The 25988-nt window shown below is 65.8% G+C and carries 19 protein-coding genes, 1 CRISPR repeat array and 1 riboswitch; of the genes, 9 read left to right on the top strand and 10 right to left on the bottom strand.

What is annotated here, in order from left to right; all coding sequences use genetic code 11:
• The 4 genes from AC3WP6_RS15120 (at position 1) to AC3WP6_RS15105 (ending at position 4844) form a co-directional block, all read left to right on the top strand.
• Positions 1-339, top strand: a complete 339-nt coding sequence (locus AC3WP6_RS15120) for a P-II family nitrogen regulator (protein ID WP_492628438.1) — start codon at positions 1-3, stop codon at positions 337-339.
• A 90-nt stretch (positions 340-429) separates the two neighbouring features.
• Positions 430-643, top strand: a riboswitch (cobalamin riboswitch).
• Positions 644-826: 183 nt separating this feature from the next.
• A complete protein-coding gene (locus AC3WP6_RS15115; RefSeq protein ID WP_492628437.1) occupies positions 827-3331 on the top strand; it encodes a ribonucleoside-diphosphate reductase subunit alpha in 2505 nt (834 codons plus the stop codon).
• Entirely contained in the window at positions 3328-4443 is a 1116-nt protein-coding gene (locus AC3WP6_RS15110; RefSeq protein ID WP_492628436.1) for a ribonucleotide-diphosphate reductase subunit beta, read from the top strand. Before AC3WP6_RS15115 ends, AC3WP6_RS15110 begins: the two co-directional genes overlap by 4 nt.
• A 167-nt stretch (positions 4444-4610) precedes the next feature.
• A complete protein-coding gene (locus tag AC3WP6_RS15105; RefSeq protein ID WP_492628435.1) occupies positions 4611-4844 on the top strand; it encodes a glutaredoxin family protein in 234 nt (77 codons plus the stop codon).
• 203 nt (positions 4845-5047) lie between these two features.
• Positions 5048-7763: direct repeats of the CRISPR family, unit length 37 nt; unit sequence GTTCCGGCCAGAGCGCATTTCCTGATCTGCTACGCTC.
• A 73-nt stretch (positions 7764-7836) separates the two neighbouring features.
• Here the strand turns inward: AC3WP6_RS15105 and cas2 are convergent.
• The 4 genes from cas2 to AC3WP6_RS15085 form a co-directional block, all read right to left on the bottom strand.
• The gene (cas2, locus tag AC3WP6_RS15100; protein WP_492628434.1) at positions 7837-8136 is read right to left on the bottom strand and encodes a CRISPR-associated endonuclease Cas2; all 300 of its coding nucleotides are present in this window, start codon (positions 8134-8136) and stop codon (positions 7837-7839) included.
• 43 nt (positions 8137-8179) lie between these two features.
• Entirely contained in the window at positions 8180-9127 is a 948-nt protein-coding gene (gene cas1 / locus AC3WP6_RS15095; RefSeq protein WP_492628433.1) for a type II CRISPR-associated endonuclease Cas1, read from the bottom strand.
• A 1-nt stretch (position 9128) separates the two neighbouring features.
• Complete coding sequence (gene cas9 / locus AC3WP6_RS15090; protein WP_492628432.1) at positions 9129-12347, bottom strand: type II CRISPR RNA-guided endonuclease Cas9; 3219 nt, start codon at positions 12345-12347, stop codon at positions 9129-9131.
• 242 nt (positions 12348-12589) lie between these two features.
• Complete coding sequence (locus tag AC3WP6_RS15085; RefSeq protein ID WP_492628431.1) at positions 12590-14932, bottom strand: S9 family peptidase; 2343 nt, start codon at positions 14930-14932, stop codon at positions 12590-12592.
• A gap of 143 nt (positions 14933-15075) precedes the next feature.
• Between AC3WP6_RS15085 and AC3WP6_RS15080 the strand changes: the two genes are divergently transcribed.
• Positions 15076-15471 carry an acyl-CoA thioesterase gene (locus AC3WP6_RS15080; protein ID WP_492628430.1) on the top strand — a complete coding sequence of 132 codons (396 nt, stop codon included), beginning with the start codon at positions 15076-15078 and terminating at the stop codon, positions 15469-15471.
• Here AC3WP6_RS15080 and AC3WP6_RS15075 read toward each other — a convergent pair.
• The 5 genes from AC3WP6_RS15075 to AC3WP6_RS15055 form a co-directional block, all read right to left on the bottom strand.
• Positions 15457-16182: a pseudouridine synthase gene (locus AC3WP6_RS15075; RefSeq protein WP_492628429.1), complete on the bottom strand. Its 726-nt coding sequence runs from the start codon at positions 16180-16182 to the stop codon at positions 15457-15459. The two genes, AC3WP6_RS15080 and AC3WP6_RS15075, sit on opposite strands and share 15 nt — an antisense overlap.
• Positions 16183-16293: 111 nt before the next feature.
• Positions 16294-17943: a ubiquinone biosynthesis regulatory protein kinase UbiB gene (gene ubiB, locus AC3WP6_RS15070; protein WP_492628428.1), complete on the bottom strand. Its 1650-nt coding sequence runs from the start codon at positions 17941-17943 to the stop codon at positions 16294-16296.
• The gene (locus AC3WP6_RS15065) at positions 17940-18596 is read right to left on the bottom strand and encodes a ubiquinone biosynthesis accessory factor UbiJ (protein WP_492628427.1); all 657 of its coding nucleotides are present in this window, start codon (positions 18594-18596) and stop codon (positions 17940-17942) included. The genes ubiB and AC3WP6_RS15065 overlap by 4 nt, the downstream gene beginning before the upstream one ends.
• Before the next feature lie 209 nt (positions 18597-18805).
• Positions 18806-19279: a tRNA (cytidine(34)-2'-O)-methyltransferase gene (locus AC3WP6_RS15060; RefSeq protein WP_492628426.1), complete on the bottom strand. Its 474-nt coding sequence runs from the start codon at positions 19277-19279 to the stop codon at positions 18806-18808.
• 31 nt (positions 19280-19310) lie between these two features.
• Positions 19311-19502, bottom strand: coding sequence for a hypothetical protein (locus AC3WP6_RS15055; RefSeq protein ID WP_492628425.1), 192 nt, complete (start codon positions 19500-19502; stop codon positions 19311-19313).
• Between the two features lie 174 nt (positions 19503-19676).
• On the opposite strand from AC3WP6_RS15055, the gene AC3WP6_RS15050 reads away from it, so the two are divergent.
• From AC3WP6_RS15050 to AC3WP6_RS15040, 3 genes are all read left to right on the top strand, one after another.
• Positions 19677-22553 (top strand): M16 family metallopeptidase, encoded by a 2877-nt coding sequence (locus AC3WP6_RS15050; RefSeq protein ID WP_492628424.1) that lies wholly within the window; start codon positions 19677-19679, stop codon positions 22551-22553.
• Between the two features lie 60 nt (positions 22554-22613).
• On the top strand, positions 22614-23018 hold the full coding sequence (locus AC3WP6_RS15045) for a DUF4156 domain-containing protein (RefSeq protein WP_492628423.1): 405 nt from the start codon (positions 22614-22616) through the stop codon (positions 23016-23018).
• A gap of 135 nt (positions 23019-23153) precedes the next feature.
• On the top strand, positions 23154-24230 hold the full coding sequence (locus AC3WP6_RS15040; protein ID WP_492628422.1) for a TraB/GumN family protein: 1077 nt from the start codon (positions 23154-23156) through the stop codon (positions 24228-24230).
• On the opposite strand, the gene AC3WP6_RS15035 is transcribed toward AC3WP6_RS15040, so the two are convergent.
• On the bottom strand, positions 24128-25177 hold the full coding sequence (locus AC3WP6_RS15035; protein ID WP_492628421.1) for an aldo/keto reductase: 1050 nt from the start codon (positions 25175-25177) through the stop codon (positions 24128-24130). The two genes, AC3WP6_RS15040 and AC3WP6_RS15035, sit on opposite strands and share 103 nt — an antisense overlap.
• A 144-nt stretch (positions 25178-25321) precedes the next feature.
• Here AC3WP6_RS15035 and AC3WP6_RS15030 point away from each other — a divergent pair, with 144 nt between their 5' ends.
• A complete protein-coding gene (locus tag AC3WP6_RS15030; RefSeq protein WP_492628420.1) occupies positions 25322-25984 on the top strand; it encodes an NYN domain-containing protein in 663 nt (220 codons plus the stop codon).
• The last annotated feature ends 4 nt before the right edge of the window (positions 25985-25988 follow it).

Raw genomic sequence — 25988 nt, 5'->3', positions numbered from 1 at the left:
ATGAAACTCGTCGTGGCGATCATCAAGCCGTTCAAGCTGGACGACGTGCGCGAAGCGCTGGCCGAAGCCGGCGTGCAGGGCATCACGGTGAGCGAGGTGAAGGGTTTTGGCCGGCAAAAAGGCCATACCGAGCTGTATCGCGGCGCTGAGTACGTGGTCGATTTCCTGCCCAAGATCAAGCTCGAAGCCGCGGTGACCGACGATCAGCTCGACCGCGTGCTGGAGGCCATCCAGAACTCCGCGCGCACCGGCAAGATCGGCGACGGCAAGATTTTCGTCAGCCCGCTGGAACAGGTCATCCGCATCCGCACCGGCGAGCTCGATCAGGACGCGCTGTAGGCGCACGCCGCCGCGCTCGTCGTCCCGGAGCCACTCGAGCGTCGGCGCACTGCACACCCAACATGTTGGGTTGACGCCACCCATCGACGCCGATATGTTGTGGCGGTCGGTGCTTGCCCGGTACGTGTGACCGGGTTGGCTCAATAGGGAATCCGGTGCAAAACCGGAACTGCCCCGCAGCGGTAAGCGGAAACGACCGCACCCTCATGCACTGGTTCGCTCGAACCGGGAAGCGGGTGCCAGTAGGCGGGCTTCATGGCCCATGTCCGCAAGTCCGAAGACCTGCCGGCACACCGGGGCGAACGTGCTTCGGTGCGTGGTGACGACTTCCGCGGGGAAGCGCGTCGCATGGGCGCCGGCTGGCTGGCGGCCTTGCTGCGCATTCCCGGGGCGGTTCCACCCACAGGTCCTGCGCGCGGGAGCAGGGATTTGTCGCGTGAGGTCGCGCGGTGGTCATCCGCCCGCGGCTCGCTTCGGAGAGCCCGCCATGCAAGTGCTGGATCTTTTGCCGCCGCCGGTTGACGCGGCGGTTGTCGTCGAATCCCCGCCCGCCACGCCGCCGTTGCGCGGCATGCTGAAAACCATCATCAAGCGCGATGGCCGGCGCGAGCCCTATCAGCCGAAAAAACTCAACGGCTGGGGCCAGTGGGCCGCTGCCGTGCTGGGCGCCCGGGTGGACTGGAGCAGCATCGTCATCGGCGCCGTCAGCGCGATGCCGGACACCGCCACCAGCGCGCAGCTGCAGGAGCAGTTGATCCAGAATTGCCTGGATCGCGGGACCTGGTCGTATTACCTGATGGCCGGCAGGCTCTACGCCGCGCACCTGCACAAGACCATCCACGGCGCGGCCATACCCAGCGTCAAGGTGCTGCACCAGCGCATGGTCGCCGCCGGCATCCTGCGCCAGCTCGATTACGACGATGCCGATTACGCCGCGATCGAGACCTTCATCGACCACGCGCGCGACTACGCCACGCCGCACTTCGCGCTGCACTACATCCGCAAGAAATACGCGCTGCAGAACCGCACCACCGGCGCCGAGTACGAAACCCAGCAGTTCGTCTACATGCGGATGGCGATGGCGCTGGCGCAGGGCACCCCGAAGGGCGAACGCCTCGATCTGGTGCGGCGTTTCTACGCGGGCTTTTCGCACAAGGCGATCTCGGCGCCCACGCCGAACTACGTGAACCTCGGCACCCGTCACCGCGGCTTTGCCTCGTGCTGCCTGTACGTCGCCGGCGACAGCGAGGCTTCGCTGGCCATCGGCGACCACATCGCCTACCGCATGACCGCGGTGTCGGCCGGCATCGGCGCGCACCTCATCACGCGCAGCAAGGGTGATCCGGTGCGCGGCGGGTTGATCGAGCACCACGGCAAGCTGCCCTACCTCGCCGCGCTGGGCAAGGCGGTGCACGCCAACATGCAGGCCGGGCGCGGCGGCGCGTGCACCTCGTACTACTCCGGTTTCGACCCCGAGGCGGAAACCATCGCCTACCTGCGCAATCCGCGCTCCACCGAAGACCGCAAGAATCGCGACCTGCATTACGCGCTGCTCACCAATCGCCTGTTTGCGGAAAAAGTCGCGCGCAACGAGGAGGCGTTCGCGTTCAACGTGTACACCGCGCCGCGTTTGACCGAGCTGTTTTTCGGCGGCGATGCGGCCGCGTTCAAGCGCGAGTACGAGCGGCTTGAGCACGATGACGCATTCAAGAAGCAGTGCTTCCGCCCGCGCGAGCTGGTGCTTACCGCGCTCAACGAGGCGCTGGAAACCGGCGTGGCCTATCTCGGCAACATCGACGAGATGAACCGCCATACGCCGTTCAAGGAGGCGATCCACTCCAGCAATCTGTGCCTGGAAATCTGCGAACCAAATCGTGCGTACGAAGACATGCGCGACCTCTACGCCGACCACGAGGTGGGCAGCGTCACGCTGCGTTTTGCCGATGGTGCGGAGATGGCTTTCAACTTCAATGCCGCCGTGCAACGCATGGATGGCCACACCGCGTTTGCCGGTGAGCTGGCAGCGGGCGATGCGCTGGCCGATGGCCGCATCGTGGCCGGCATCGAGGCGCTGCACGCCGAGCCGGAAGTGGCGATGTGCTCGCTTGGCGCGCTGGCGTATGACCGCATCGACGAGCGCGACGACGCGGCCTACGAAGAGGCGATGTACCTGACGCTCAGGATGATCGACTACTGCATCGAGCACAGCGCCTACACGCTGCCGCACATCGGCGTCACCGCCAAGGCGCGCATGAACGCGGGCGTGGGCCTGATGGGTGTGGCCGCGCACATGGCGCGCAAACGCCTGCGCTACGACACGCCCGAAGGCCGCGCCGAGCTGCACCGCATTGCCGAGCGGCACATGTATTTCGCCATCAAGGCCTCGCTGCGCGTCGCGCGCGAGCGCGGGCTGCCGCGCTGGATCCACAAGACCAAATGGCCCGACGGCTGGCTGCCGATCGACAGCTACAACCGCGCGGTGGACGAGCTCGGCCCGTTCGAATACCGCTACGACTGGGAAGCGCTACGTCGCGAGATCGTCGCCAACGGCGGCATCGGCCATTCCTGCCTCGTCGCCTACATGCCGGGCGAATCCTCATCCAAGGCGCTGGGCCAGCCCAACTCGATCTACCCGGTGCGCGACACCACGCTGGCCAAGACCGACGGCAACGTCACCATCCGCTGGGCGGCGCCCGACAGCGACGATGACGCGTGCGAGTACCAGTCAGCCTGGGACGTGTCCGAGCTGGACATGATCCGCGCCTACGCAATCTTCCAGAAATTCACCGACCAGGCGATTTCCGCCGACCTGTGGCGGCGCATCAAGGACGACGCCAAGGTCGGCTCCAGCGAACTGCTGGGCCAATACCTGGCGATGTTCAAGTACGGCATGAAAACCCGCTACTACTACAACTCCAACGTCGCCTCCGACAAATCCATTGCCCGCGCCGGCAGCATCAGCGCCGCCGCCTGCGAGGGCTGCACCCTGTGAACGCACCACTGCCTGCCAAGATTTTCAACACCGGCAAGACCGACCACGCCAATCCGGAAATCCTCCTGGGCGAGGACCCGGGCCTGTTCGACACCATCAACAAGGCGCATCCGGCGCTGTGGAAGCTGTACAAGACGCTCAAGGCGCAGGACTGGGACGAAAACGAGTTCGACTACGCGCCGTGCAACGTCCAGTTCAAGGGCTGCGACAAGACCACCTACGACATGCTGGTGAAGACGCTCGCCTGGCAGTGGGAGGCCGACAGCGTGGCCGCGCGCTCGTTCATTGCCGTGCTGGCGCCGGTCTGCACGTCGAGCGAGGCGTGGGCGGGGTGGATGGAAATTTCCCGCAACGAGATCGTGCACGCGGCGACCTATTCGGAGATCGTGCGCAACAGCTTCGACAATCCGAATGACGTGCTCGGCGAAATCCTCGCGGTGAAAGAGGCGATGAGCCGGCTCAAGACCGTGGCCGCGGTGTTCGACGACGCCCTGGCCGCGAGCCACGATTACGCGCGCGGCGTGGCGCCGAACGACCAGGAAACGTACAACCGCATCTACCTCTTCGTTGCCGCCATCCTGTGCATGGAACGCATCCAGTTCCTGGCCTCGTTTGCGGTCACCTTCGGCATCTGCGAAGGCACCGGCCTGTTCCAGCCGATCGGCAAGGCGATCCAGAAAGTCGCGCAGGACGAGTTCGAGATCCACGTGCAATTCGGCAAGGAGGTATTGCGCACGCTGTATGCGACCGCGCGCGGACGCGCCGCTTTCGAGGCGTGCCGGGAGCGCATCGTGCAGCTCATCGACGAGGTGACGCAAAGCGAGCTGGCGTGGACCGACTACGCGTTCTCCGAAGGCCGCGAACTCACCGGCGTCACCTGCGACATGATGAAGGACTGGGTGCGCTACAGCGCCACCGACGTGGCGCGCTTCTTCGGCGTGGAGGATCGCGTGGGTTTCGCGCTGGTCGATCAGAACCCGCTCAAGTACATGGAGAACTGGCTCGACATGAGCAAGATCCAGGCGTCCAACCAGGAGGAGGACACCGCGCAATACAAGGTCGGCGTGATGCGCCGCGACGACGAAGACGAAGTGTTTGCCGTCGAGTTTTGACCCCGCCCGCAGCTTCGCCCACTCCAATGGGCCGAACTTGAAAACTGACGTCATTCCCGCGCAGGCGGGAATCCATCTTGGCGGCTCGGCAAGACCAGGCTGGATGCCCGCCTCCGCGGGCATGACGTCACCGGGAAACGCTCGAACCCACCCAACCGAGGAAACCCATGAACGTCACCGTCTACGCCAAACCCGGCTGCCCGCAATGCGTACAGACCAAACACGAAATGGATCGGCTCGGCATCCCCTACGCCACCGTCGACCTCGCCGCCGACCCCGCGCAACGTGCGCGCCTCATCGAAGCCGGCTGGCGCAGCGCGCCGGTGGTCGAGACCGGTATGGATGCGTGGTCAGGCCATCAACCGGAGAGGATTCGACAGCTTGTGCCAAGAAAAGCCTGATCGCCCACGCAAGCGGGTGGCGACACATTGACGAGTCAATGATCTTGCCGGTTCGAATGCGGGCAGTCGGGAGATCACGTGAGGGCGCTCACCGGAGCTTGGCTCGCCGTGATGTGGCGTGGGCTGAGCCGTTGGCTGTACCGGCCGGAGCGCGTTCTTAATTTGCTACGCTCTGCTCAGCCCGTCCCGCAGTTCGCGGGTCAGTTCCGGCCAGAGCGCATTTCCTGATCTGCTACGCTCCCACGTTTGCCCATCCGGACAGGTGAGGTAGTTCCGGCCAGAGCGCATTTCCTGATCTGCTACGCTCACAATCCAGTCCCTGCCCTGCCGGATCGTCGTTCCGGCCAGAGCGCATTTCCTGATCTGCTACGCTCACGCACCGCACAGTGATGCGCACCGCGACGGTTCCGGCCAGAGCGCATTTCCTGATCTGCTACGCTCCCACCTCGCCGATTACGGTGCGTTATGCATGTTCCGGCCAGAGCGCATTTCCTGATCTGCTACGCTCATGGCGGGCAATCAGGGCCTCATGTCCGCAGTTCCGGCCAGAGCGCATTTCCTGATCTGCTACGCTCCCATGTCGCCGACGGACGCTGCGCCGACAAGTTCCGGCCAGAGCGCATTTCCTGATCTGCTACGCTCACGATCACCGAGCGCGGCGCGATCAAAGATGTTCCGGCCAGAGCGCATTTCCTGATCTGCTACGCTCCGAGCGCGGCACCACCGAAGTGCGGAACGAGTTCCGGCCAGAGCGCATTTCCTGATCTGCTACGCTCGCTGCCCAGCGCGAGCAGGCTGTTGCCCTTGTTCCGGCCAGAGCGCATTTCCTGATCTGCTACGCTCAAACTTACGGCGGATATGTTCATGCCGGTCGTTCCGGCCAGAGCGCATTTCCTGATCTGCTACGCTCCGCGAGCGGCGTAACGTACAGCGTCGCGCCGTTCCGGCCAGAGCGCATTTCCTGATCTGCTACGCTCTATCGCCACCGCCACGGATAGCCTGCTGCGGTTCCGGCCAGAGCGCATTTCCTGATCTGCTACGCTCGGCGAAGCGGTTGGAAGCACCAAGCAACAGGTTCCGGCCAGAGCGCATTTCCTGATCTGCTACGCTCTACGGGGCTGCCATCAAGGAACTGAAATGCGTTCCGGCCAGAGCGCATTTCCTGATCTGCTACGCTCCTCGTTTGAGCTGAGCCAGTTCGTTTGCATGTTCCGGCCAGAGCGCATTTCCTGATCTGCTACGCTCACACCACTTTGCCTTGCCGTAAGATAGTCAGTTCCGGCCAGAGCGCATTTCCTGATCTGCTACGCTCACGAGCACGATGCGGCGACCGGTCATGCCGGTTCCGGCCAGAGCGCATTTCCTGATCTGCTACGCTCGTATGCAAGGCGCCGCGGAAAGCGATCTGGTTCCGGCCAGAGCGCATTTCCTGATCTGCTACGCTCGATGCGATGTGGTCGGTGCGCGCGGTGGTGGTTCCGGCCAGAGCGCATTTCCTGATCTGCTACGCTCGCTCAGGGAGTGCTGGCACTCGGGGCATTCGTTCCGGCCAGAGCGCATTTCCTGATCTGCTACGCTCGCCGGCGCGAAGCTGCTCGGCCTGCAGTCGGTTCCGGCCAGAGCGCATTTCCTGATCTGCTACGCTCTTTTTTGCCACGCCGAGTGTCGCAACTCCAGTTCCGGCCAGAGCGCATTTCCTGATCTGCTACGCTCAGCGGCGACTGCGCGCAGATCGGCAGCAGCGTTCCGGCCAGAGCGCATTTCCTGATCTGCTACGCTCCCGCTGGTTGATCTCGCCGCTGCGTCGTCCGTTCCGGCCAGAGCGCATTTCCTGATCTGCTACGCTCTGGCGCCGGTGAAGCTGACGGCGCGCACGGTTCCGGCCAGAGCGCATTTCCTGATCTGCTACGCTCCCAACGGGTGCGCTTTATGCCCGCGTCACGGTTCCGGCCAGAGCGCATTTCCTGATCTGCTACGCTCGTGCCGCGGCCGCGTTGGACAGCCCGAACTTGTTCCGGCCAGAGCGCATTTCCTGATCTGCTACGCTCATTTCGGCCGTACCGTTCCGCGACCGTTTTGTTCCGGCCAGAGCGCATTTCCTGATCTGCTACGCTCCGTTGTTTTTGCGCATGATGGATGCCACCAGTTCCGGCCAGAGCGCATTTCCTGATCTGCTACGCTCGGTGGTGGGGAACTCCGATCCGGCCGCAGTGTTCCGGCCAGAGCGCATTTCCTGATCTGCTACGCTCAAGTACCAGACGACCGTCGCGGGCACCGCGGTTCCGGCCAGAGCGCATTTCCTGATCTGCTACGCTCAACCCACCGAAGGAGCCGAGCCATGAGTGAGTTCCGGCCAGAGCGCATTTCCTGATCTGCTACGCTCTAACCGTTAAAGACGTAGCTGTATACAATCGTTCCGGCCAGAGCGCATTTCCTGATCTGCTACGCTCCCTTGATGTCGTACACGCGAGCTTTGTAGGGTTCCGGCCAGAGCGCATTTCCTGATCTGCTACGCTCACATGAATAGTATCAGTGTTAGACTTGATTGTTCCGGCCAGAGCGCATTTCCTGATCTGCTACGCTCCGCCGCGCCGGGGTAGTTGTTGCACAGCCGGTTCCGGCCAGAGCGCATTTCCTGATCTGCTACGCTCACCTTCGCGTGATCGATAACGGTTCCGCCAGTTCCGGCCAGAGCGCATTTCCTGATCTGCTACGCTCATGGCTTGGCTCCACGGGGTGGCCGTTGCTGTTCCGGCCAGAGCGCATTTCCTGATCTGCTACGCTCCGACGTGACGACCGGTCGCATACGGTGCAGGTTCCGGCCAGAGCGCATTTCCTGATCTGCTACGCTCGACAACAAGCGGCTGGCCATGCACTTGATGGTTCCGGCCAGAGCGCATTTCCTGATCTGCTACGCTCCGCACCACGGTAAGTTCGTGATTTCAAAGAGCTTACCGTGGTGTCGAGCTAGCGAAATCCGCGTCATGGCGGCTCAAAACAACTGGTATTGATCGGGGTTTTTCATCGGTTTGCGGCGCTGGCGCCGCTCGAAGCGAACGATGCCCTCGTACTGCTTGTCGGTGAAGTACAGGCAGTAGACCTTGCCGCCGGATGGCAGCACGGCTTGCACGCGGCGCGTCCAAGTGTCCGCCTGCTCACGGCCTTCGCAGAAACGCAGGTAGACCGAATACTGGCAGCGCTCGAAGCCGAAATCGAGCAGGTCGTGGCGAAAGTCGTTCGCCGCCTTGCGGTTCTCGTCGGTGTCCACGGGCAGGTCGAACATCACCAGCATCCACATCAGTCGGTACGCGCAGAGCGGAGGTGCCGGCCGTCGCTCAGGTGGCGCCCTCGTCTTTGTGCGTGTCATACGAGTCGTCCCACAGTGACGCCAAGGCGGCCTTGTCGGTGGACGGCCATTCGAGCGGCGCGGCGGGGGTTTCGTAGGCTTGGGCCAGACTGCCGATGAAGCGCTGCACCACCCATCCCACCGGACTGATGCCATGCGTGGTGTGCAGGCTGCGTGTACCCAGCACGGCCAGCTCTCGACGCACGGCTGGATCGAGTTCGACGTGCCCCGCCTCCGCCAAACGGCGCACGCAGGCGTCCACCAGTGGGCGAAAGGGCTCCATCAGGTCATCGACCAGGCGCATCGCATTGCCTTCGTTGGCGTGGTGCAGCGGGATGCCGGGGTGCAGGCCGGCCGCCATGATCTGTCGTGCCACCAGCGCGCGCAGTACGGTGTAGCCGTAGTTGAGCATGGCATTGATGCCGGGTGCGTCACGGTCGCGGCGGAAGGTCTTGCCCAGCAAGAGCCCCCAGTAGACCCGCGCTGCCTGCCCTTCGATGTTGGATGGGTCACCACTGCGCACCTTGCCTGCCAGCCGGCGTAGCGGCAGTTCCGGCCCGTCGAACAGGCCGAGCACGGCGGCTTGCATGGTGATTTTGGTCTGCACCACTCCCTTCCACAGGCGCTTGCGCAGGGGCAGGCTGGCGCGCAGTTGCGCGTCCATGCGCGCGGCCTGCCGATGATGGCCCTCCACCGGCCACAGCAGGCCCGCCGGCTTGTGGTTGGTGCCGCATAGCACGAAGGGCGTTCCGCGTTCGGCCAGGGCGACCAACAGGTTGTTGCTGTAGACCAAGCCGTGGGCGTTGCCGATCAGCGCCGCCACATCGTCGATAGGTGTTCGCCCCACCTCTTCGCCCTTGTGGCTGACCACGAGGAAGCCGCGATCCAGCGACAGATAGCGCCCGTCGCCGGCAATCTCGACGATGCGGCCGATCATGTCAGTCCTTGGAGCCGGAGTCGTTGACGTAGCCCAGAATATCCACGCCGACAAGGCGTGCCTTGAGTTTGCGCAACGGCTCCGGCAGCACGCGACGGTAGCTGAAGCCACCCACATGCTTGGCATCCCGCTCCGATGTGTTTGCCTCCATGTGTTCTGCCAGCGCCACCCCTTCGTTGGTGAACATGGCAATTCGCATGACCTGCGTATGGCCGTCTTCCTCGATGGCAAGCATGTCGCCTTTGCGCAGGCGCATGACGATCGGGCGTCCATCCGTGGAGACCTTGGCGTTGGGGTCGAACCCGCGCCGGTTGGCGTCGAAGGCATTGACGAGCAGGCTTTCCCACTTGCCATCCGGTCTGCGGACAATGTCCCGGCAATAGTTTTCGTCCGGCAACACGTAGCGGTAGGGTTTGCCGGTGCGCCTGCTCACGATGGGAATGGCGGTGCCGAAGTTCTGTTGCAGTTGCACTCGCCGTATGCCCGTGTCGCGCGAGAACGCCTGCAGCACTTGTTTGGCTTCCCGATCCGACTTGCCTTCGAGCAATGTGGCCAGTTGTTCACGCAAGGCTCGGTCGCGCACTTTCGGGCTGGGACGACCGGGTTTGCCCGTGGGCGGAGCAACGTTGCCATAGCTCAGCCCATCCACGGGAACATGGCTGCAGTAAAGCCGTTCGGCGGGGTCATCCGTGCTGCCGCGCAGCCCGTAGTTGCCTGCCTTGTGCATGGCGGTTTGCACGCCGCGATCCGGCTTGTGCGACACCACGATGACATCCAGACAAGCCTTCAACTCGTCACGGTAGCCGGGCCAAGGCAGTTCCAGCCGTTCCAGCAGGCGGTTCTTGCCATCACGCTCGGCGGCTTCTGCCGCCTTGGCCATGCGTTGGATCAAGCTGCGGCTGCACAGGCCGATCACGGCAGCATCCAGCGCGTGGTGGCGATGATCGTTCCGGTTCTTGGCGCCGTCGTTCCATAGCAGTTTGGGCAAACCATAGTGGCCGCGCAGCATGCCGGTGAGCTTGCCGCTGGAGACCCATACCTCGTCCTTGTTACACACATAGGTGAGGTATTGCTTGGCCGCCCGGCCAAGGTAGGCGGTATCGGTGAGGTGGCGGGCAAGAAAATCCTGGTCACCAAGGAAGGCCTCCAGTGCGCCTTCGAGGAACAGCTTGCGCTTGTGCGCCGGTAGACGTTCGGCACGCACTTCGATTTCGGCCCAACGTTCTGTGTGACCCCAGGCGTCGAACGGTGTGCGATTGCCCTTGTCGCGATTGGCCTGCCGCATGCACAGGATCTTGTTGCCGATGCCATCGTGCAGGGTTTGCGAGAACGGCAGGATGTGGTCGATTTCGACTTCGTCGCTGAACAACATGGTCTTGCTCAGCCGCTTGCCGCTATAGATGCAGTAGCGATCCATGGCGTCGTCCTTGCCGAGCTCGTCCCAAAGTTGCAGCTTGAGGCGGTTCTCGCGGCTGTTGCGTACGCCCAGTTTCGACAGGGCTTCCGCGTAGCCGTCGTTGCGATCCTGGTTCTCCTTTTGCTTGGCCATGATCTCGCGGCGCTTCTCGCCAGAGGCGCCAAACTCGCGGGTCAACTCGATCACGATTTGCTTCGGCGGGCCGTAGCGCTTGACGAGCGCATTCACCAGCAATCGCACCTGGTTCAGGCCGATATGCACAGTAGGATTGGGAATCTTGCCGTATCGGCGTTCGTCCGGGTCCTTTGCGGTGGGCGTTGGTGCGGTGTAGCCCGCCAGTACCTGCCCGTAGTACGGCAAGCGGTCGAAGATTTCGCCGGTGTGGAATTGCGAATGACTCAGGTAGCCGGCACGCCGCACGGCTTCGTCGTAAGTCACCACCTCGCGTTCCAGTTCGGGCACGATACGCGCCAGCGCCTTCAGGCTCAGACTGCCGTAGTCGTCGGGCAGCGTGAAGCCAGCTATGGTGTGTGCCTGCGCGTCGCTCAAGCTCAGTGGCAGGGATTGCAACGCAGCAGCCACCACTTCGCGCTCTTCCTTGGCAAAGATGCCTTTCAGAATCTCCTCGCTGGCAGCCGAATGGGCTGGCAATGCCAGCAATGCGGTGTGCAGCGTGGACACCTGATCGGCCAGCGCTACCAGCACGGCGAGAGCGTATTGCTGATCTGGTGACAGTTGCTTCCACGCATCACCAAGTGCCGTATCGGAGGCGAAGCGCGCGCCTACGGCATCACCTTTCAAGCCTTGTCGTTTTTCATCGCGGCCCAAGTTGAAATCCGCCTTGCGCAAGCCTACCGCCTTGGCCAGCCGCGCCCAGCTCACCGGCTTGGGGCCGGCGTCCATCTCCAAGTCGGCCAGCATGGCGTTCCGTTCGTCCAGCGTCAGCGCTCGCTCGTCGATGCCATCGCGTACGCGCAGATGATTGAGCTCCTGCAGCATGCGGAAGCGTTGTTGCAGGGGCGCGCACAGGCGAGCGCGGTATTGGGTCGGCTCGAATGGGCAGCGGCCCGCTTCAACAGGCTTCAGGTGGCGCTGGAAGAGCAGGATGTCGCGTAGCTCCTCGCGTACCGCGTCGGTCAGCGTGTTCGCATGATGGCGCTGCTGTGCCTGCCACAGGGCATCGAATTCCTCCTCCACCATCGCGCGTTGCAGGTAGAGCACGTAACCGCCATCGCTGTTGCGACGGGCACGCACCGGCGCGCGTTCGGCATGCTCGCGGGCGAGGTATTCGCCCACGGTGCGGCAACCCGCCGCCACAACGCGCTTACGCAAGGCGCCGATGGCCTGCTTTACCTTGCCCGATTCCTTGGCCGACTCATCGTCGCGCGAGTCCTTCCTGCTGCTGCGAAAACCGCGCTTGCGCGCGAGGTGATACAGGGCTCGGCCCAGCTCGTGCAGCTCCAGGCGCTGATCCAAACCGCGCTCACGCAGCGCGTAGGGGTCGAGCGTCTGTAGCCGCTTGCGTTCTGCGGCATCGGCCGGCATCAGCCCGAACCGTATGAGTGCCTGCATTAGCTTGTGTCGGCGTTTGAGCACACGATCACGCCGACGGCGCGCCTGCCTCGCTTGGCGACGATCAGCAGCGCGGGAAGCCAGCGTCTTGGGGTCGCGCCCATCCGAAAAGATGCGCGAACCCATGCGGATGATCTTGTCCGGCTCGCTGTGTGCGTCCAACCGATAGACACACCAGCCCAGCGAATTGGCGCCCAAATCCAACGCCAGCCGATAGTCGATTTTTTCCATGCCATCCCCCTTGACGTTCCCTTGCGGCGCACGTAACCTCGACCACACTAGCAGATCAGGAAATGCGCTCTTTCCGCTAACAAGCTGATCAGCCAAAAGCTGAAAGATGCACCAAATCAGACAAGGCCGGGTAACCGGCCTTTGTCGTTTTTAGCGCCTGCACGTCTCATGGTATGAGACCACAAGAAAAAAGGGCCGGGGCATCCGCCCCGGTCCCGGCCTCCCGCATCAAACCGCTGTGTTCAGAACCACGGCCACTTTTTCAGCTCGTATTCCTTCGGCGGCGTGTTGCCGGCGAGGTATTGCACGAAGTAGTCCCAGCGCCGGCGGGTGGCGTAGGGCGTTGCCGCGGCGTAGCCGTGGTGGACGTTGGGGATGACCAGCATGTCGAAATTCTTGTTGGCCTTGATGAGGGCTTGCGCGACGAGGTAGGTGCTTTCGATCGGCACGTTGTCGTCGATGGTGCCGTGCACCAGCATCAAGTGGCCCTTGAGGTTTTTCGCGATGTCCTGGTTGGCCTGGTTGTCGTAGTTGGTGCTGCCGTCCTTGTTGGTGACGAGCAGGCCCTGGTACTTCTCGCCCCAGTCGTTTTCGTACACGCGGTTGTCGTGGTTGCCGGACTCGGCCCAGCCGACCTTGAAGAAGTCGGGGTAGCGGAACATCGCATCCGCCGTGGTGTTGCCGCCGCCGGAGTGGCCCCAGATGCCGACGCGGCTGGCGTCGATCCACGGGTAGCGCTGCGCCAGCTCCTTGATGCCGGCCACCTGGTCGGGCAGGGTGTTGTCGCCCATGTCGCCGTACCAGGTGTGGTGGAAGTCGGCCGAGCGCCACGGCGTACCCATGCCGTCCAGTGCGATCACGACAAAGCCGAGCTCGGCCATGGCCTGGTTGTCGCCGCGCGCGGGCAGGAAGCTGCGTCCGCGCACCGAACCGGTCTGCGGGCCGGGGTAGACGTAGTCGATGATCGGGTACTTCTTGGCCGGGTCGAAATTCGTCGGCTTGAACATCAGCCCGTAGAGCGTGGTCTTGCCGTCGCGCGCCTTCACCGTGAACGGCACCGGCGGCACCCAGCCGGCGGCCTTGAGGCGCGTGATGTCGGCCTTGGCGACGGTGGCGATGACGTGGCCGTCGGCGCTGGAGCGCAGCACGGTGACCGGCGGCGTGACGGGCGTCGAGTAGCTGTCCACGAAGGTCTTGCCGTCGGGTGCCATGCTGATGGTGTGGTCGGCGTCCTCGGGCGTGAGCAGCACCGGCTGGCCACCGTCGAGGTTCACTTTCCAGAACTGCCGGTAGTACGGGTTGACGCCCGGCACCTTGCCCACGCCGACGAACCACAGCTCGCGTGCGGTGCGATCCAGGTGCAGCACTTCGGCAACGTTGCCGTCGCCGGTGGTGATCGGGTGGAGCGCCTTGCCGGTCTTGAGGCTGTAGAGGTAGAGGTTGTTCCAGTTGTTGCGTTCGGACGGCCAAACGGCCTCATCGGCGGTGGGCAGATATTGCCAGTTGACCTCGCCGTGGCCGCTTTCGTAATAGGTCTTGACGGTTTCGTCGAATGCGGTGCGCACCGCGCCGGTGGCGGCGTCCACCACGCGGTACCACACGGTCTGGCGGTTGCGCGAACTGTTGACCATGGCGAAGCTCGCGCTGTCCGGCGCCCACTTCAGGTCGTCCCAGTGACCGTCGCTCTTGCAGCTGATGTCGTCGCACAGGCTGGAAAGGCGCTGCTGCGGCGGCAGCTTGACGCGCACCAGCTGGCCCTTGGCGACGTCGATCACCACCGGTTCGATCATGAACACCTTCGCATCGCCCGGCAGCGGGTATTTCCACGCATCCAGCACCGGGTGGCCGACCTCGGTTTTCACCGTGTACATCTCGCCCACGCCGCGCTGATCCTGCTGGTAGGTGGCGATTTTCCTGGAGTCCGGCGACCAGTTGAGCACCGGGCGGTTGGTGTGGATCCAGCCGGCGTTGTCCGTGGCGTAGCCGAAATCGGCCACGCCGTCATGGGTGAGCTGGGTTTCCTTGCCGCTGGCGACGTCGCGCACCCACAAGTTGTGGTCGCGGACGAAGGCGAGCCGGGTCTTGTCGGGCGAAAGAATGCCCGGTTCGTCGCCGCTCTTGGCTGCGGCTTTGGCGGTGCATTCGCCGGCGCCCTTGAGATCGCAGGTGTAGTGCTTGCCTGCAAGGGTCACGGCATAGCGGCCATCGGGCAGCAGGCTGAAATCGAAACCGCGTGGCGGCACCTTGTCCGCCGGCATCGGCTTGCCGGTGACCTTGGCCAGTGCGGCGGCGAGCTTGGCCTGGTCGAACGCCGGCGCGGCCTTGCCGGTGGCGGTGTCCATCAGCATCACGTGGTCGCCGCGGGCGTCGTGGTCGCGGTACCAGAAGTGGGTGGCGTCCAGCCATTTCACGCGCTGCACGTCGTGGTCCACCAGCGGCGCGGCGTCGTAGACCATGAAGCGCTCGGCACGCGCGTAATCCTGCGCGGTGAAAGTCTGCCCCTGCGCGAAGGCGCCGGGGGAGGCCGCCAGCAAACCCGCCACCAGCGCGCCGGGAAGGCACGCTTTGCCTGTCATCACTGTCATCTCGTCACCCTGTCGACGTGCACACCAGCGCCGGATGCTAGTCCGATGCCGGGCTGCCCACCCATGCCAAAGGTTGGTGGCGGATTTGGCGCGGTGCCACAAGCGCCGGCACAATGCAGGTCTCCCCATTGCGGCCACGCCCGATGCCTCCAGCCCTGCCCGAAGCCCGCCTGCTGGAAATGGTGTTTCCCGACCACACCAATCACCTTGGCACGCTGTTTGGCGGGCAGGTGCTGGCGTGGATGGACAAGGCCGCGTTCATCGTGGCCTCGCGGCATGCGCGGCGGGTGGTGGTAACCGCGCGTTCGGAGGAGGTCAACTTCCGCGTGCCGGTGCGCACCGGCCAACTGGTGGAGCTGGTGGCGCGGCTGACCGGCGTCGGTCGCAGTTCGATGCAGGTGGAAGTGGAGGTGACCGCCGAAGACCCGCTCACCGGCGACCGCCGCATTTGCACCACCGGCCGTTTCGTGATGATTGCGCTGGACGCGAACGGCGTGCCCACCGCGGTGCCGCCGCTGGAAGCTTCAGCCACCGTGTGACGGCGGCGGCAGCGCGGTCGACCAGCCGAAGCGCGCGACGATGGCGGCAAAGTCCGCATCCAGCGGTGCATGCAGCGTCATCGGCGCGCCACTCACCGGGTGGGCGAACTCCAGCTGCCACGCGTGCAGCAGCATGCGGTGGCAGGCGAAGTGCTGCTTGAACAGGCGGTTGTGGTCGCTGCGCCCGTGCTGGCAGTCGCCGATGATCGGGTAGTGCAGATGCGCAAGGTGCTTGCGGATCTGGCGAAAGCGCCCGGTTTCCGGCGTGGCCTCGACCAGCGCGTAGCGTTGCTGCGGATAGCGCCCAAGCGCAATCGGCACCTCCACCATGGCCAGGCGCCGGTAGCGGGTGCGTGCGTCGTGGCGCGGGCCGGTTTCACGCGCGCCGGGCAAGGGATAGTCGACCACGCCTTCCGCCGGTTCCGGCCAGCCGCGCACTACCGCAAGGTAGCGCTTGTGCACCGTGCGCTGCATGAACTGCGCGCCGAGCGCGGCGGCCACCTCGTTCGACCGCGCAACGAGCAGCACGCCGCTGGTGGCGCGATCCAGCCGGTGCGCCAGCAACACCTTGCCGCCGAGCTGTTCGCGCAGCACGTCCACCAGGTAATGCGGCGCGTCGTTCACCATCTGCGAGCGATGCACCGGCATGCCGGCGGGCTTGTTGATGGCGACCAGGGCGTCGTCCCGATAAAGAATGTCGATGGCGGGCATGGGCGTGCGGGGTTGTTGCAGGGGCGCGCTCGCGGACGATGGGCTTTTTGCGAAGAGCATCGCCCGCGAACGGACTCCTGCGAGTATGGGCTTGCGGTGGCGCCGACGAACTCAGTTGCGGTGCGACCAGCCGTAGACGAAGGCCAGCAGCCCGAGGCTGGCCATGGCTAGCGGCAACCAGTAACCGTGTTGCGGCGCCAGCGCCCACAGCAGCGTGGCGCAGACGATCATCGTCGCGCCGAACAGGCCGCAGGCGAGCATGCGCATCAGGTTGCGCACCAGTTTCCTCTGGTGGCCGAGGGTCTCGACGTCGGCCAGCAAATGCTGCTCGCCGCGTGCGGCCTGTTCCAGCGCGTCGTGCACCAGGCCCGGCAGGCGCGGTGCCATGTGGAACCATTCGGGCAGGCGCTTGCGCACTTCGCCAAAGGTGCGCAGCGGGCTGTAGCGCTCGCGCAGGATGCGTTTCAGCACCGGGTGCGCCACCGCCCAGATGTCGATCTCCGGGTCGAGCAGGCGGCCGACGCCCTCGATGTTGAGCAGGGTCTTCTGCAGCAGGATCAATTGTGGCTGCAGCGTCAGCTGGAACCGGCGTGCGGTCTGGAACAGCTTCACCACCAGTTCGGCCAGCGAGATTTGCGCCAGCGGACGGGTGAAATACGGCTCGCACACGGTGCGCACCGCGGCTTCCAGCTCGTCCAGCCGCACCGTGCGCGGCATCCAGCCGGCATCGACGTGCAGCTTCGCGATGCGCGCGTAGTCGCGTTCGAACAGCGCGATGAAGTTCTGCGCCAGCCAGTACTGGTCGGCCTCCGGCAGCGAACCCATGATGCCGAAATCGAGCGCGATGAAGCGCGGCTCGGCGATCCGCGACGGGTCGATCCAGATGTTGCCGGGGTGCGCGTCGGCGTGGAAAAAGTTGTCGCGGAACACCTGCTCGTAGAACACCCGCACGCCCTTGCGTGCCAGCATCTTGCGATCGATGCCGGCGGCGTCGATCGCGGCGATGTCGTCGCAGGAGACGCCGTACACGCGCTCCAGCGTGAGCACGCGGGCGGCGGTGAGTTCCCAGTGCACCTCGGGTACGTAGAGATCCTTGCCGTCGGCGAAGTTGCGCCGCAGGAGGTTCGCGCTGGCGCCCTCGCGCTGCAGATCGAGCTCGTTCTCGAGCATCTTCTCGATCTCGGCGACGACATCCAGCGGGCGGATCTTGTCGGCCTCCGGGTGCCAGCGCTGCGCCAGCGCACCGAGCGAGCGCAGCAGGCCGACGTCGCGCGCGATCTTGGCGTCGATGCCGGGGCGCAGCACCTTCACCACCACCGCGCGGCCGTCCGGCAGCGTCGCCGCGTGCACCTGCGCGATCGAGGCGGAGGCAAGCGCGCGCTCGTCGAAGCTCGCGTACAGGGTGGGCACCGACGCCTTGAGCTCGCGCTCGACGATGGCGCGCGCCTCCGCGCCGGGGAAGGGCGGCACCTGATCCTGCAGCAGCGCCAGCTCGTCGGCGATGTCGGCCGGCACCAGGTCGCGACGGGTGGACAGCACCTGCCCGGCCTTGACGAAGATCGGCCCCAGCTCGGTCAGCGCGAGGCGCAGGCGCGCACCGCGCGCGAGCGGCCGCACGTCGACGCTGGGCGCACCCAGCAGCGGGCGCAGCAGTTTCAACGGGCGGAACAGATGGGTGGCATCGACCAGCTCGTCGAGCCGGTAGCGCAGCAGCACGGCGGCGACGCGCAGCAGGCGCGGCACGACGGCGAGCGGGGTCACGCGGTTTTCCCGTTGCGCGCCAGCAAGCGCGCAACACGCGCCTCGAGCCGTTCGCCGCGCTCGCGCAGCGCATCCACGCCATCGAGGAACGCTTCGACTTCGCCCGGTGCGATGGCCATGCGGGCTTCGTCACGCAACCACGCTGCGCCGTCGTCCACCAGGTGTTCGGCGGAATCCCTTGCATGCGCGAGCGCGTCGCGCATGGCGCGCGCCAGCGGCACGCCGAGCACGTCGCCGAAGCTGCGCGCGAAGGCTTCCTCGAAATCGGGCGCGAACGCGCTGGCGAGTTTTTCCAGCCGGCGCGCGAGGTCGGCGTCGCCGGCGATCTCGACCTTGCCCGGCGCCGTGCCGTCATCGCCGCGGCGCAATGCCAGGGCCAGGAGGCTGCCCGGTGTTGCCGCTACGTGCAGCGCACCGGATTCGCGTTCGGCGGCTGGCGGTTCGACGCGCAGGCGGCCATCGGCCACGACGATTCCCAGCGCCAGCTGCGGGCCGCGCAGTTCGAGCTGCACGCGGCGACCGTCGAGCGCCGCCAGCTTCTGCTGGGTATCGGGATCCAGCGCCAGGGCGTGGTTCAGCGCGGTTTCCAGCGCATGCCCGGCCAGCTTGCGCAACGACGCGGGCAGCCAGGCGTTGGGGGTGGAGTCGGTCATGCGGCGATTGTAGCCGGCAGGGCCGGCGGAGATTGGGCCGGCCGAGATTCGGGATTGGGGATTCGCAACAGCAAGCCGTGGCGAGAACGACGTTTCTGTGGGTCGGGTTTCAACCCGGCTGGCGTTTCGCGTATTGCCTGTCGGGCCGAAACCCTACCCACGGGACCACCACGACTTGCCACGAGGCGCTCTTTCCCGATCCCGTATCCCTAATCCCGAATCCCAGCTCCATCGAACCCCAGCTGGCGCCACGCCTCGTACACCGCGATGGCGACGGCGTTGGAGAGGTTCAGGCTGCGGTTGTGCGGGCGCATCGGCAGGCACAGGCGTTGCGTCGGGGGCAGGGCGTCGAGCACGGCGTCGGGCAGACCGTGTGATTCGCAGCCGAACAGCAGGGCGTCGCCCTCGGCGTAGTGCGCGTCGGTGTAGCGTACGCGGCCGCGCGTGCTGAACGCGAACACGCGCGGCGTGCCCAGTGCGGCGAGGCAATCAGCCAGCGTGTCGTGCACGCCAAGCTCGGCGTACTCGCGGTAATCCAGCCCGGCGCGGCGCAGTTTGGCGTCGTCCAGTGCGAAGCCGAGCGGGCGGATCAGGTGCAGCATGGCGCCACTGTTGGCGCACAGGCGGATCGCGTTGCCGGTGTTGGGCGGAATCTCGGGGTGATGCAGGATGACGTGCAGCATGCCGCGATTATCGCGGCATGCGCCGCGCGCGTCAGCCGCGCGCCGCGTCGCAGCGCGTGGCGGTATCCGGCGTGCAGGCCGGCATGGAATGGTTCGCCGTCAGCGACTCGAGGCGGCTGATGGGCGCCGGCGCGCCCAGCCACAGCATCGAACCCAGGGCCAGCATGCAGGCGATGGCGGCCATGGCCAGTACCCCGCGCAGGGTCAACGTTTCGCGTTCCATCGTGGCGCTCCGTTCGGAAGACAGGGCGGAGACCGCATTGCTGCGGCAGGGTTCCTTCAGCTTGGCCGCCGTACGGTCGACCTGCGGAATCTGCCCGCACGGGTGTCGATCGTCACTGTCAAGAACTTGCGCTTTGCTCTAGCTTCTCGCGTTCCGCACACAAGGAGCATCACCATGGGTAGCAAACCCCTTGCCCTGCTGGTTGCCGGGCTGTTGGGTGTCGCCGGCGCCAGCCTGCCGGTCACCACGGAGGCCACCATGGCACATGCAACAGCTGCTTCGCAGCAGATTCCGGATATCGCCTACACCCGCTTCACCCTGCCCAACGGGCTCACCGTGATCGTGCATGAGGATCACAAGGCGCCGGTCGTCGCGGTCAGCATCTGGTACCACATCGGCTCGGCCGACGAGCCGGCCGGCAAGACCGGTTTTGCGCACCTGTTCGAGCACTTGATGTTCTCCGGGTCGGAGCACCACAAGGGCACGTATTTCCAGCCGTTCGAGCTGGCCGGCGCCACCGACATGAACGGCACCACCTGGTTCGACCGCACCAATTATTTCGAGACGGTGCCTACCACCGCGCTGGACATGGCGCTGTGGATGGAATCCGACCGCATGGGCCATCTGCTCGGCGCGATCGGGCAAAAGGAACTCGACACCCAGCGCGGCGTGGTGCAGAACGAGAAGCGCCAGGGCGAGAACCGCCCCTACGGTCGCGTGGACGAGAACATCCTCGCCAACACCTACCCCGCCAACCACCCCTACCAGCACACCACCATCGGCTCGATGGCGGATTTGAATGCCGCCTCGCTGGACGACGTGAAGGGCTGGTTCCACGCCAATTACGGTGCGGCCAACACCACGCTGGTGCTGGCCGGCGACATCACGGTGGCGCAGGCGCGCGAGAAAGCACTCAAGTATTTCGGCGACATCCCGGCCGGTGCGCCGGTGGCGCATCAGCAGCCGTGGATCACGCCGCTGGCAACATCGACGCGCGGCGTGCAGCACGACCACGTGGCGCAGCCGCGCATCTACCGCACCTGGGTGGTGCCGCAGCTCGGCACCGATGCCGCGGTGCAGCTCGACCTGGCCTCGACCGTGCTGGGTGGCGGCAAGACCTCGCGGCTGTACCAGCGGCTGGTGTATCGGGACAAGCTGGCCGACGATGTGTCGGCGAGCCTCGCCCCGTTCGCGCTGGCCAGCCAGTTCCAGATCCAGGCCGACGTGAAGCAGGGCGTCGATCCGGCCAAAGTCGAAACGGCGATTGCCGATGAGCTGGCGAGATTCCTGAAAGAAGGCCCGACCGCCGACGAGCTGGCGCGCGCCAGGATCGGCAACCGCGCGCAGTTCGTGCGCGGGCTGGAAAAGGTCGGCGGCTTCGGCGGCAAGGCAGTGATTCTCGCCGAGGGGCAGGTCTACCGCGGCAACCCCGGCGCCTACAAGGACGACCTTGCGCGTGCCGACGCCGCGACGCCGGCTTCCATCAAGGCCGCGGCTGATGCCTGGCTCGGCAAGGGCGATTACCTCCTGACCGTATTGCCCGCCGGCCCTGACTTTGATCCAGCGGCCGAGGACAAGGCGGTCAAGCCGCTGGCGGCCGTGGCCGGCAAGCCGGCGCCCAAGGCTCCGGCCGCACACGCTGACCGGGTGACGGCATCCGACGTGGATCGCGCCAAGGGTGTGCCGGCGGTGGCGAGTTTCCCGGCGCTGAGCTTCCCCAACATCGAGCGCGGCCGGTTGGCCAACGGCATCGAGGTGGTGCTGGCCGAGCGCCACACCATCCCGGTGACCCAGGTGCGCTTGCTGTTCGACGCCGGCTACGCCGCCGACCAGGGCCACAAGCTGGGCACCGCGAGTTTCACCGCGCGCCTGATGAACGAAAGCACGCAGAAGCTCGATTCGGTGGACATCGCCAAGGCGCGCCAGCGGCTGGGCGCCATCACCCGTGTCGGTTGCGGACTGGATACCTGCGTGGCGTCGCTCAACGCGCTGAACGACCAGCTCGCCCCGTCGCTTGCGCTGTTTGCCGACATCGTGCGCGACCCGGCGTTCAAGCCGGCCGACATCGAGCGGGTGCGCGGCCAGTGGCTGGCCGACATCGCGCAGGAAAAGACCCAGCCGGTCGGCCTGGCGTTGCGCACCTTGCCGCCGCTCTTGTACGGCAGCGGCCACGCCTACGGCATTCCGTTCACCGGCACCGGCACCGAGGCCAGCATTGCGGCGTTGACCGCCGGTGACCTGCGCGCCTACCAGCGCACCTGGCTGCGGCCGGACAACGTCAAGATCCTGGTGGCCGGCGACACCACGCTGGCGGCGATCATTCCGCAGCTCGATGCCGCGTTCGGCAACTGGCAGGCGCCCGCCGGCGCAGTGCCGCACAAGGCCATCGCCACCGTGGCCGCGCAGGCCAGGCCGCGGGTATTTCTGATCGACCGCAAGGATGCGCCGCAGTCGCTGATCATGGCCGGCCTGCTCGCGCCGTCCACCCGCGCCCCCGACAACCTCGCCATGGGCGTGGCCAATGGTGCGTTCGGCGGCACCTTCACCTCGCGCCTCAACATGAACCTGCGCGAGGACAAACGCTGGGCCTACGGCGCGCAAAGCATGCTGATGGACGCGCAGGGCCAGCGCCCGATGCTGTTCTACGCGCCGGTGCAAACCGACAAGACCGCCGCGTCGGCCGCCGAGGTGTTGAAGGAGGCGCGGGCCGTGATCGGCGCCAAGCCGCTGACCGCGGCGGAGATCGCCAAGGTCAAGGACCAGCGCATCCGCGCCCTGCCGGGCAGCTACGAGACGACCGCCGCCGTGCTGGGTGCGCTGAACGGCATCGTCGAGTACGGACGCCCGGATGACTACGTGCGGACACTTAAGCCGCGGTTGGAAGCGATCACCCCGGAAGCCGCCGAGGCGGCGATTAAACAGGTGGTCAAGCCCGATGCGCTGACCTGGGTGATCGTGGGCGACCTCAAGCAGATCGAGGCGCCGGTGCGTGCGCTGAACCTTGGCGAGGTGCAGGTGCTCGACGCCGACGGCAACCCGGTTGCCAAGTAGCGTTAGCATGATGGCCGGGCACCCGCGCCCGGCCTTCCCTCGAACCAGACGGAGTGATTCATGCGCAAGACCCTGTCGCTGTGTATTCCCGCGATCCTGCTTGCCGGCTGCACCTGGGGCATCAACCCCACACCCGCCTCGCAGAACGTGCGCACGGTGTGGAGCGGTGACGTTTCGCAATGCCAGGATCTGGGCAAGATCACGGTGTCGGTGATGAACCGCGTCGGCCCGGTGGATCGCAACCAGATCAAGGTGCAGGACGAGCTGCAGGTGATGGCGCGCAACCAGGCGGCGGACATGCACGCCGACACCATCAAGCCGCTGGCCGACCCCAAGGGCGGTGAGCAGCCGTGGGGCGCCTACAAGTGCGGCTCGCGCGCCATCCAGCCGGCCGGCAACAACAACAGCAACCCCGCGCCGGGAGCGGGGCAATCCACCAAGACCTTTCCGATCAAGGGCGGTTGAGCGCCGGTTGCGGTGATCGATTCCCGGGCCACCGGCCGTTCGCGGCCGGTGGCTTTTTGCATCCGCGTTCAAGCACGGTTGACCCCTGGTGGCCCAGCATTGGCGCGTTTCGTTGCCGGATCCGAGGTGCGTGACGTGAAACGCGGATGGTGGTTGTCCCTGGCCTGGCTGGCCTTGCCGCTGATGGCGCAGACCGCACCGCCACCGGTGCCGGCCAGCGTGCCGACCCTGGCGCCGGTGGTGGTCAGCGGCGTGGTGCCGGGGCCGGGCCTGTGGAAGGTGAGCCGCGGCGATCATGTGCTCTGGGTGCTGGGCACGCTTTCGCCCTTGCCGGGGCGCATGCAGTGGGAGTCGCGCGATGTGCAGCAGGCGCTGGCGCAATCGAAGGCGGTGCTGCTCGAACCGAAGATCAGGATCAAGGCCGACGTCGGCTTCTTCGGCAAGCTGTTCCTGCTGCCCAGCGCCTACGGCGCGCGCAAGAATCCGGACGACAAGACGCTCGACCAGGTGATGGACGCGCCGACCTATGCGCGCTGGCAGGTGCTCAAGGCCAAGTACCTTGGCAGCGATCGCGCCATCGAGCGCTGGCGTCCGCTGTTTGCGGCGCAGGAGCTGTACAAGAAGGCGCTCAAGGCCAACGGCCTCAGCGCGAACGGCGGCGTGCCCGGCACGGTGGCCGCGCTCGCCAAGCAGGATGGCGTGGCCGAAATGCCGGTGACCTATCAGGTCGAGATCAAGCAGCCGCGCGCTGCGATCAAGGCGTTCAAGGCCGCGGCGCCGAGCGACATGGAGTGCTTCAACCGCACGCTCGACGCGATCGAGCACGACCTGCCGGCAATGACCGAGCGCGCCAACGCCTGGGCCACCGGCGACCTCGCCGCGTTGCGCGCGCTGCCCGACAGCCATCGTCGCGACGCCTGCGTCAACGCGCTGATCCGCGCCGGCTTCGCCCACGAACTCGGTCTGGACGACGTCCCGGCTCGCCTCGCCGCGGCATGGCTCGACGTCGCGCGCAAGGCGCTGGCGGCCAACCCGACCAGCTTCGCGATGTTGCCGATGGACGAGCTGCTGTCGCCGCACGGCTACCTCGCACAGCTTGCGGCGCAGGGTTACACCGTCGAAGCACCCAGCAGCCTGGACGACGACCCGGCGCCGGCTTCCAGCACGCCGGCCAGCCCGGCTGGCAGCACCAGCAGCGGCACCGGACGCTGAGGCGGTGCGCTCGCGGCGTCCAGCGCCGCGATGTCCGCTGCGCCGAGTTCCAGCGTCAGCGCGCCGAGCAGCTCGTGCATTTGCGCAACGCTGGTCGCGCTTGCGATCGGCGCGGTGATGCCGGGGCGCGTCAGCAGCCACGCCAGTGCCACCTGTGCCGGCGTGGCCTGGTGGCTCGCCGCCACTGCATCCAGCGCAGCGAGCACCGCAAGCCCGCGTGGAGTGAGGTAGCGCTGCACGCTGCCGCCGCGCGCGAAGTTCTTCGCAAGGTCGCGCGCGCTGCGGTATTTGCCGGTGAGGAACCCGCTCGCGAGCGCGGAGTAGGCAGTGACGCCAACGCCTTCGTCACGCACCAGCGGTGCCAGTTCACTCTCGTAGATCTTGCGCGCGACCAGGTTGTACTGCGGCTGCAGGCATTCGTAGCGCGGCAGGTGGTGTTGGCGCGCGGTTTCCAGCGCGTGCTGGAAGCGCCCGGCGGTAAAGTTGGACGCGCCGATGGCGCGCACCTTGCCGGCTTCGATCAGGCGCGAAAACTCGCCGAGGATGTCGACGGTGGGGATGCTGGCGTCGTCCTGATGCGCAAAGTAGAGATCCACATGATCGGTGCCGAGCCGGCGCAGCGAGGCATCCAGCGCGGTGCGCAGGTTGAGCGGCGACAACCCGACGTGCTGGTCCCATTTGCCGACCTTGGTGGCGATCAGCACCTGGTTGCGCTTGCCGCTTTTGGCGAGCCACTTGCCGAGCAGCGTTTCCGATTCCCCACCGCGATGGCCCGGCACCCACGCTGAGTACACGTCGGCGGTGTCGATAAAGTTGCCGCCGCCGGCGACAAAGGCGTCGAGTACGGCGAACGAAGCGGTCTCGTCGGCGCTCCAGCCAAACACGTTGCCGCCGAGCATCAACGGCGTCACGGTGAGCGGAGAGCGGCCAAGCTGGCGGGTTTGCATGCGATGCCTCCGGCGCAATGTACGGTGAGGTTGGAGAGTATGCGGCCGGCACGATCAACGGCGCGTTGCGGTCGATCAACTAAAATGCCCACGCGTGCCTGGTTTCGCGCCGCTCCACCATCCGAAAGTTCATGAGGACCACCTATGCAACGTACCGCCATACTCGTCGACGGCGCCTTTTTTCTTGCCCGCTACCGCAAGGTGTGGAGCGACCGCGACGCGGGCGACGCGCGCACCGTCGCCAAGACCGTGTTTGGCATGACGCTCGAACACCTGAAGGCGCTCGACCGCCCGCGTGAATCGCTGTACCGCATCTTTTTTTACGATTGCCCGCCGCTGGAACGTGTCCTGACACGCCCGGTCAGCGGCGAGGCGGTGGATTTCGGCAAGAGCGGCGCCGCCGCCTTTCGCCGCGAGCTGCATGACCAGTTGCGCCGCCAGCGCAAGATGGCGCTGCGCCTGGGCCGTCTCGCCGAGCGCGGCGAGTGGAAACTGAAACCCGCGACGCTGCAGCAATTGCGTGACGGCAGCCTGCGTTGGGCCGACCTGCGCGACGAGCACTACGAACCCGACATGCGCCAGACCCAGGTCGACATGAAGATCGGCATCGACATCGCCGCGCTGGCCTACAAGCGCCTGGTGGATCAGATCGTGCTGATTGCCGGCGACGCCGATTTCATTCCGGCGGCCAAGCTGGCGCGTCGCGAAGGCATCGACTTCATCCTCGATCCGATGTGGCAAGGCATCGCCCCCGACCTGCACGAGCACATCGACGGCTTGCAGTCGGTGTGTCCGCGGCCGTTCTGAGCCA

Source organism: Rhodanobacter sp. FW106-HT46G03 (assembly GCF_058789895.1).
Note: the sequence above shows the minus strand (reverse complement) of the source record. Positions and strands in the feature narration are given on the sequence as shown.

Bases quoted from the DNA above. Each gene is read 5' to 3' on its own strand.
- AC3WP6_RS15050 (WP_492628424.1), top strand. From the start codon at position 19,677: ATGGGTAGCAAACCCCTTGCCCTGCTGGTTGCCGGGCTGTTGGGTGTC.
- AC3WP6_RS15120 (WP_492628438.1), top strand. From the start codon at position 1: ATGAAACTCGTCGTGGCGATCATCAAGCCGTTCAAGCTGGACGACGTG.
- AC3WP6_RS15065 (WP_492628427.1), bottom strand. From the start codon at position 18,596: ATGACCGACTCCACCCCCAACGCCTGGCTGCCCGCGTCGTTGCGCAAG.
- AC3WP6_RS15105 (WP_492628435.1), top strand. From the start codon at position 4,611: ATGAACGTCACCGTCTACGCCAAACCCGGCTGCCCGCAATGCGTACAG.
- AC3WP6_RS15080 (WP_492628430.1), top strand. From the start codon at position 15,076: ATGCCTCCAGCCCTGCCCGAAGCCCGCCTGCTGGAAATGGTGTTTCCC.
- AC3WP6_RS15085 (WP_492628431.1), bottom strand. From the start codon at position 14,932: ATGACAGTGATGACAGGCAAAGCGTGCCTTCCCGGCGCGCTGGTGGCG.
- AC3WP6_RS15060 (WP_492628426.1), bottom strand. From the start codon at position 19,279: ATGCTGCACGTCATCCTGCATCACCCCGAGATTCCGCCCAACACCGGC.
- AC3WP6_RS15055 (WP_492628425.1), bottom strand. From the start codon at position 19,502: ATGGAACGCGAAACGTTGACCCTGCGCGGGGTACTGGCCATGGCCGCC.
- cas2 (WP_492628434.1), bottom strand. From the start codon at position 8,136: ATGCTGGTGATGTTCGACCTGCCCGTGGACACCGACGAGAACCGCAAG.
- AC3WP6_RS15115 (WP_492628437.1), top strand. From the start codon at position 827: ATGCAAGTGCTGGATCTTTTGCCGCCGCCGGTTGACGCGGCGGTTGTC.
- AC3WP6_RS15035 (WP_492628421.1), bottom strand. From the start codon at position 25,177: ATGCAAACCCGCCAGCTTGGCCGCTCTCCGCTCACCGTGACGCCGTTG.
- cas1 (WP_492628433.1), bottom strand. From the start codon at position 9,127: ATGATCGGCCGCATCGTCGAGATTGCCGGCGACGGGCGCTATCTGTCG.
- AC3WP6_RS15075 (WP_492628429.1), bottom strand. From the start codon at position 16,182: ATGCCCGCCATCGACATTCTTTATCGGGACGACGCCCTGGTCGCCATC.
- AC3WP6_RS15030 (WP_492628420.1), top strand. From the start codon at position 25,322: ATGCAACGTACCGCCATACTCGTCGACGGCGCCTTTTTTCTTGCCCGC.
- AC3WP6_RS15045 (WP_492628423.1), top strand. From the start codon at position 22,614: ATGCGCAAGACCCTGTCGCTGTGTATTCCCGCGATCCTGCTTGCCGGC.
- cas9 (WP_492628432.1), bottom strand. From the start codon at position 12,347: ATGGAAAAAATCGACTATCGGCTGGCGTTGGATTTGGGCGCCAATTCG.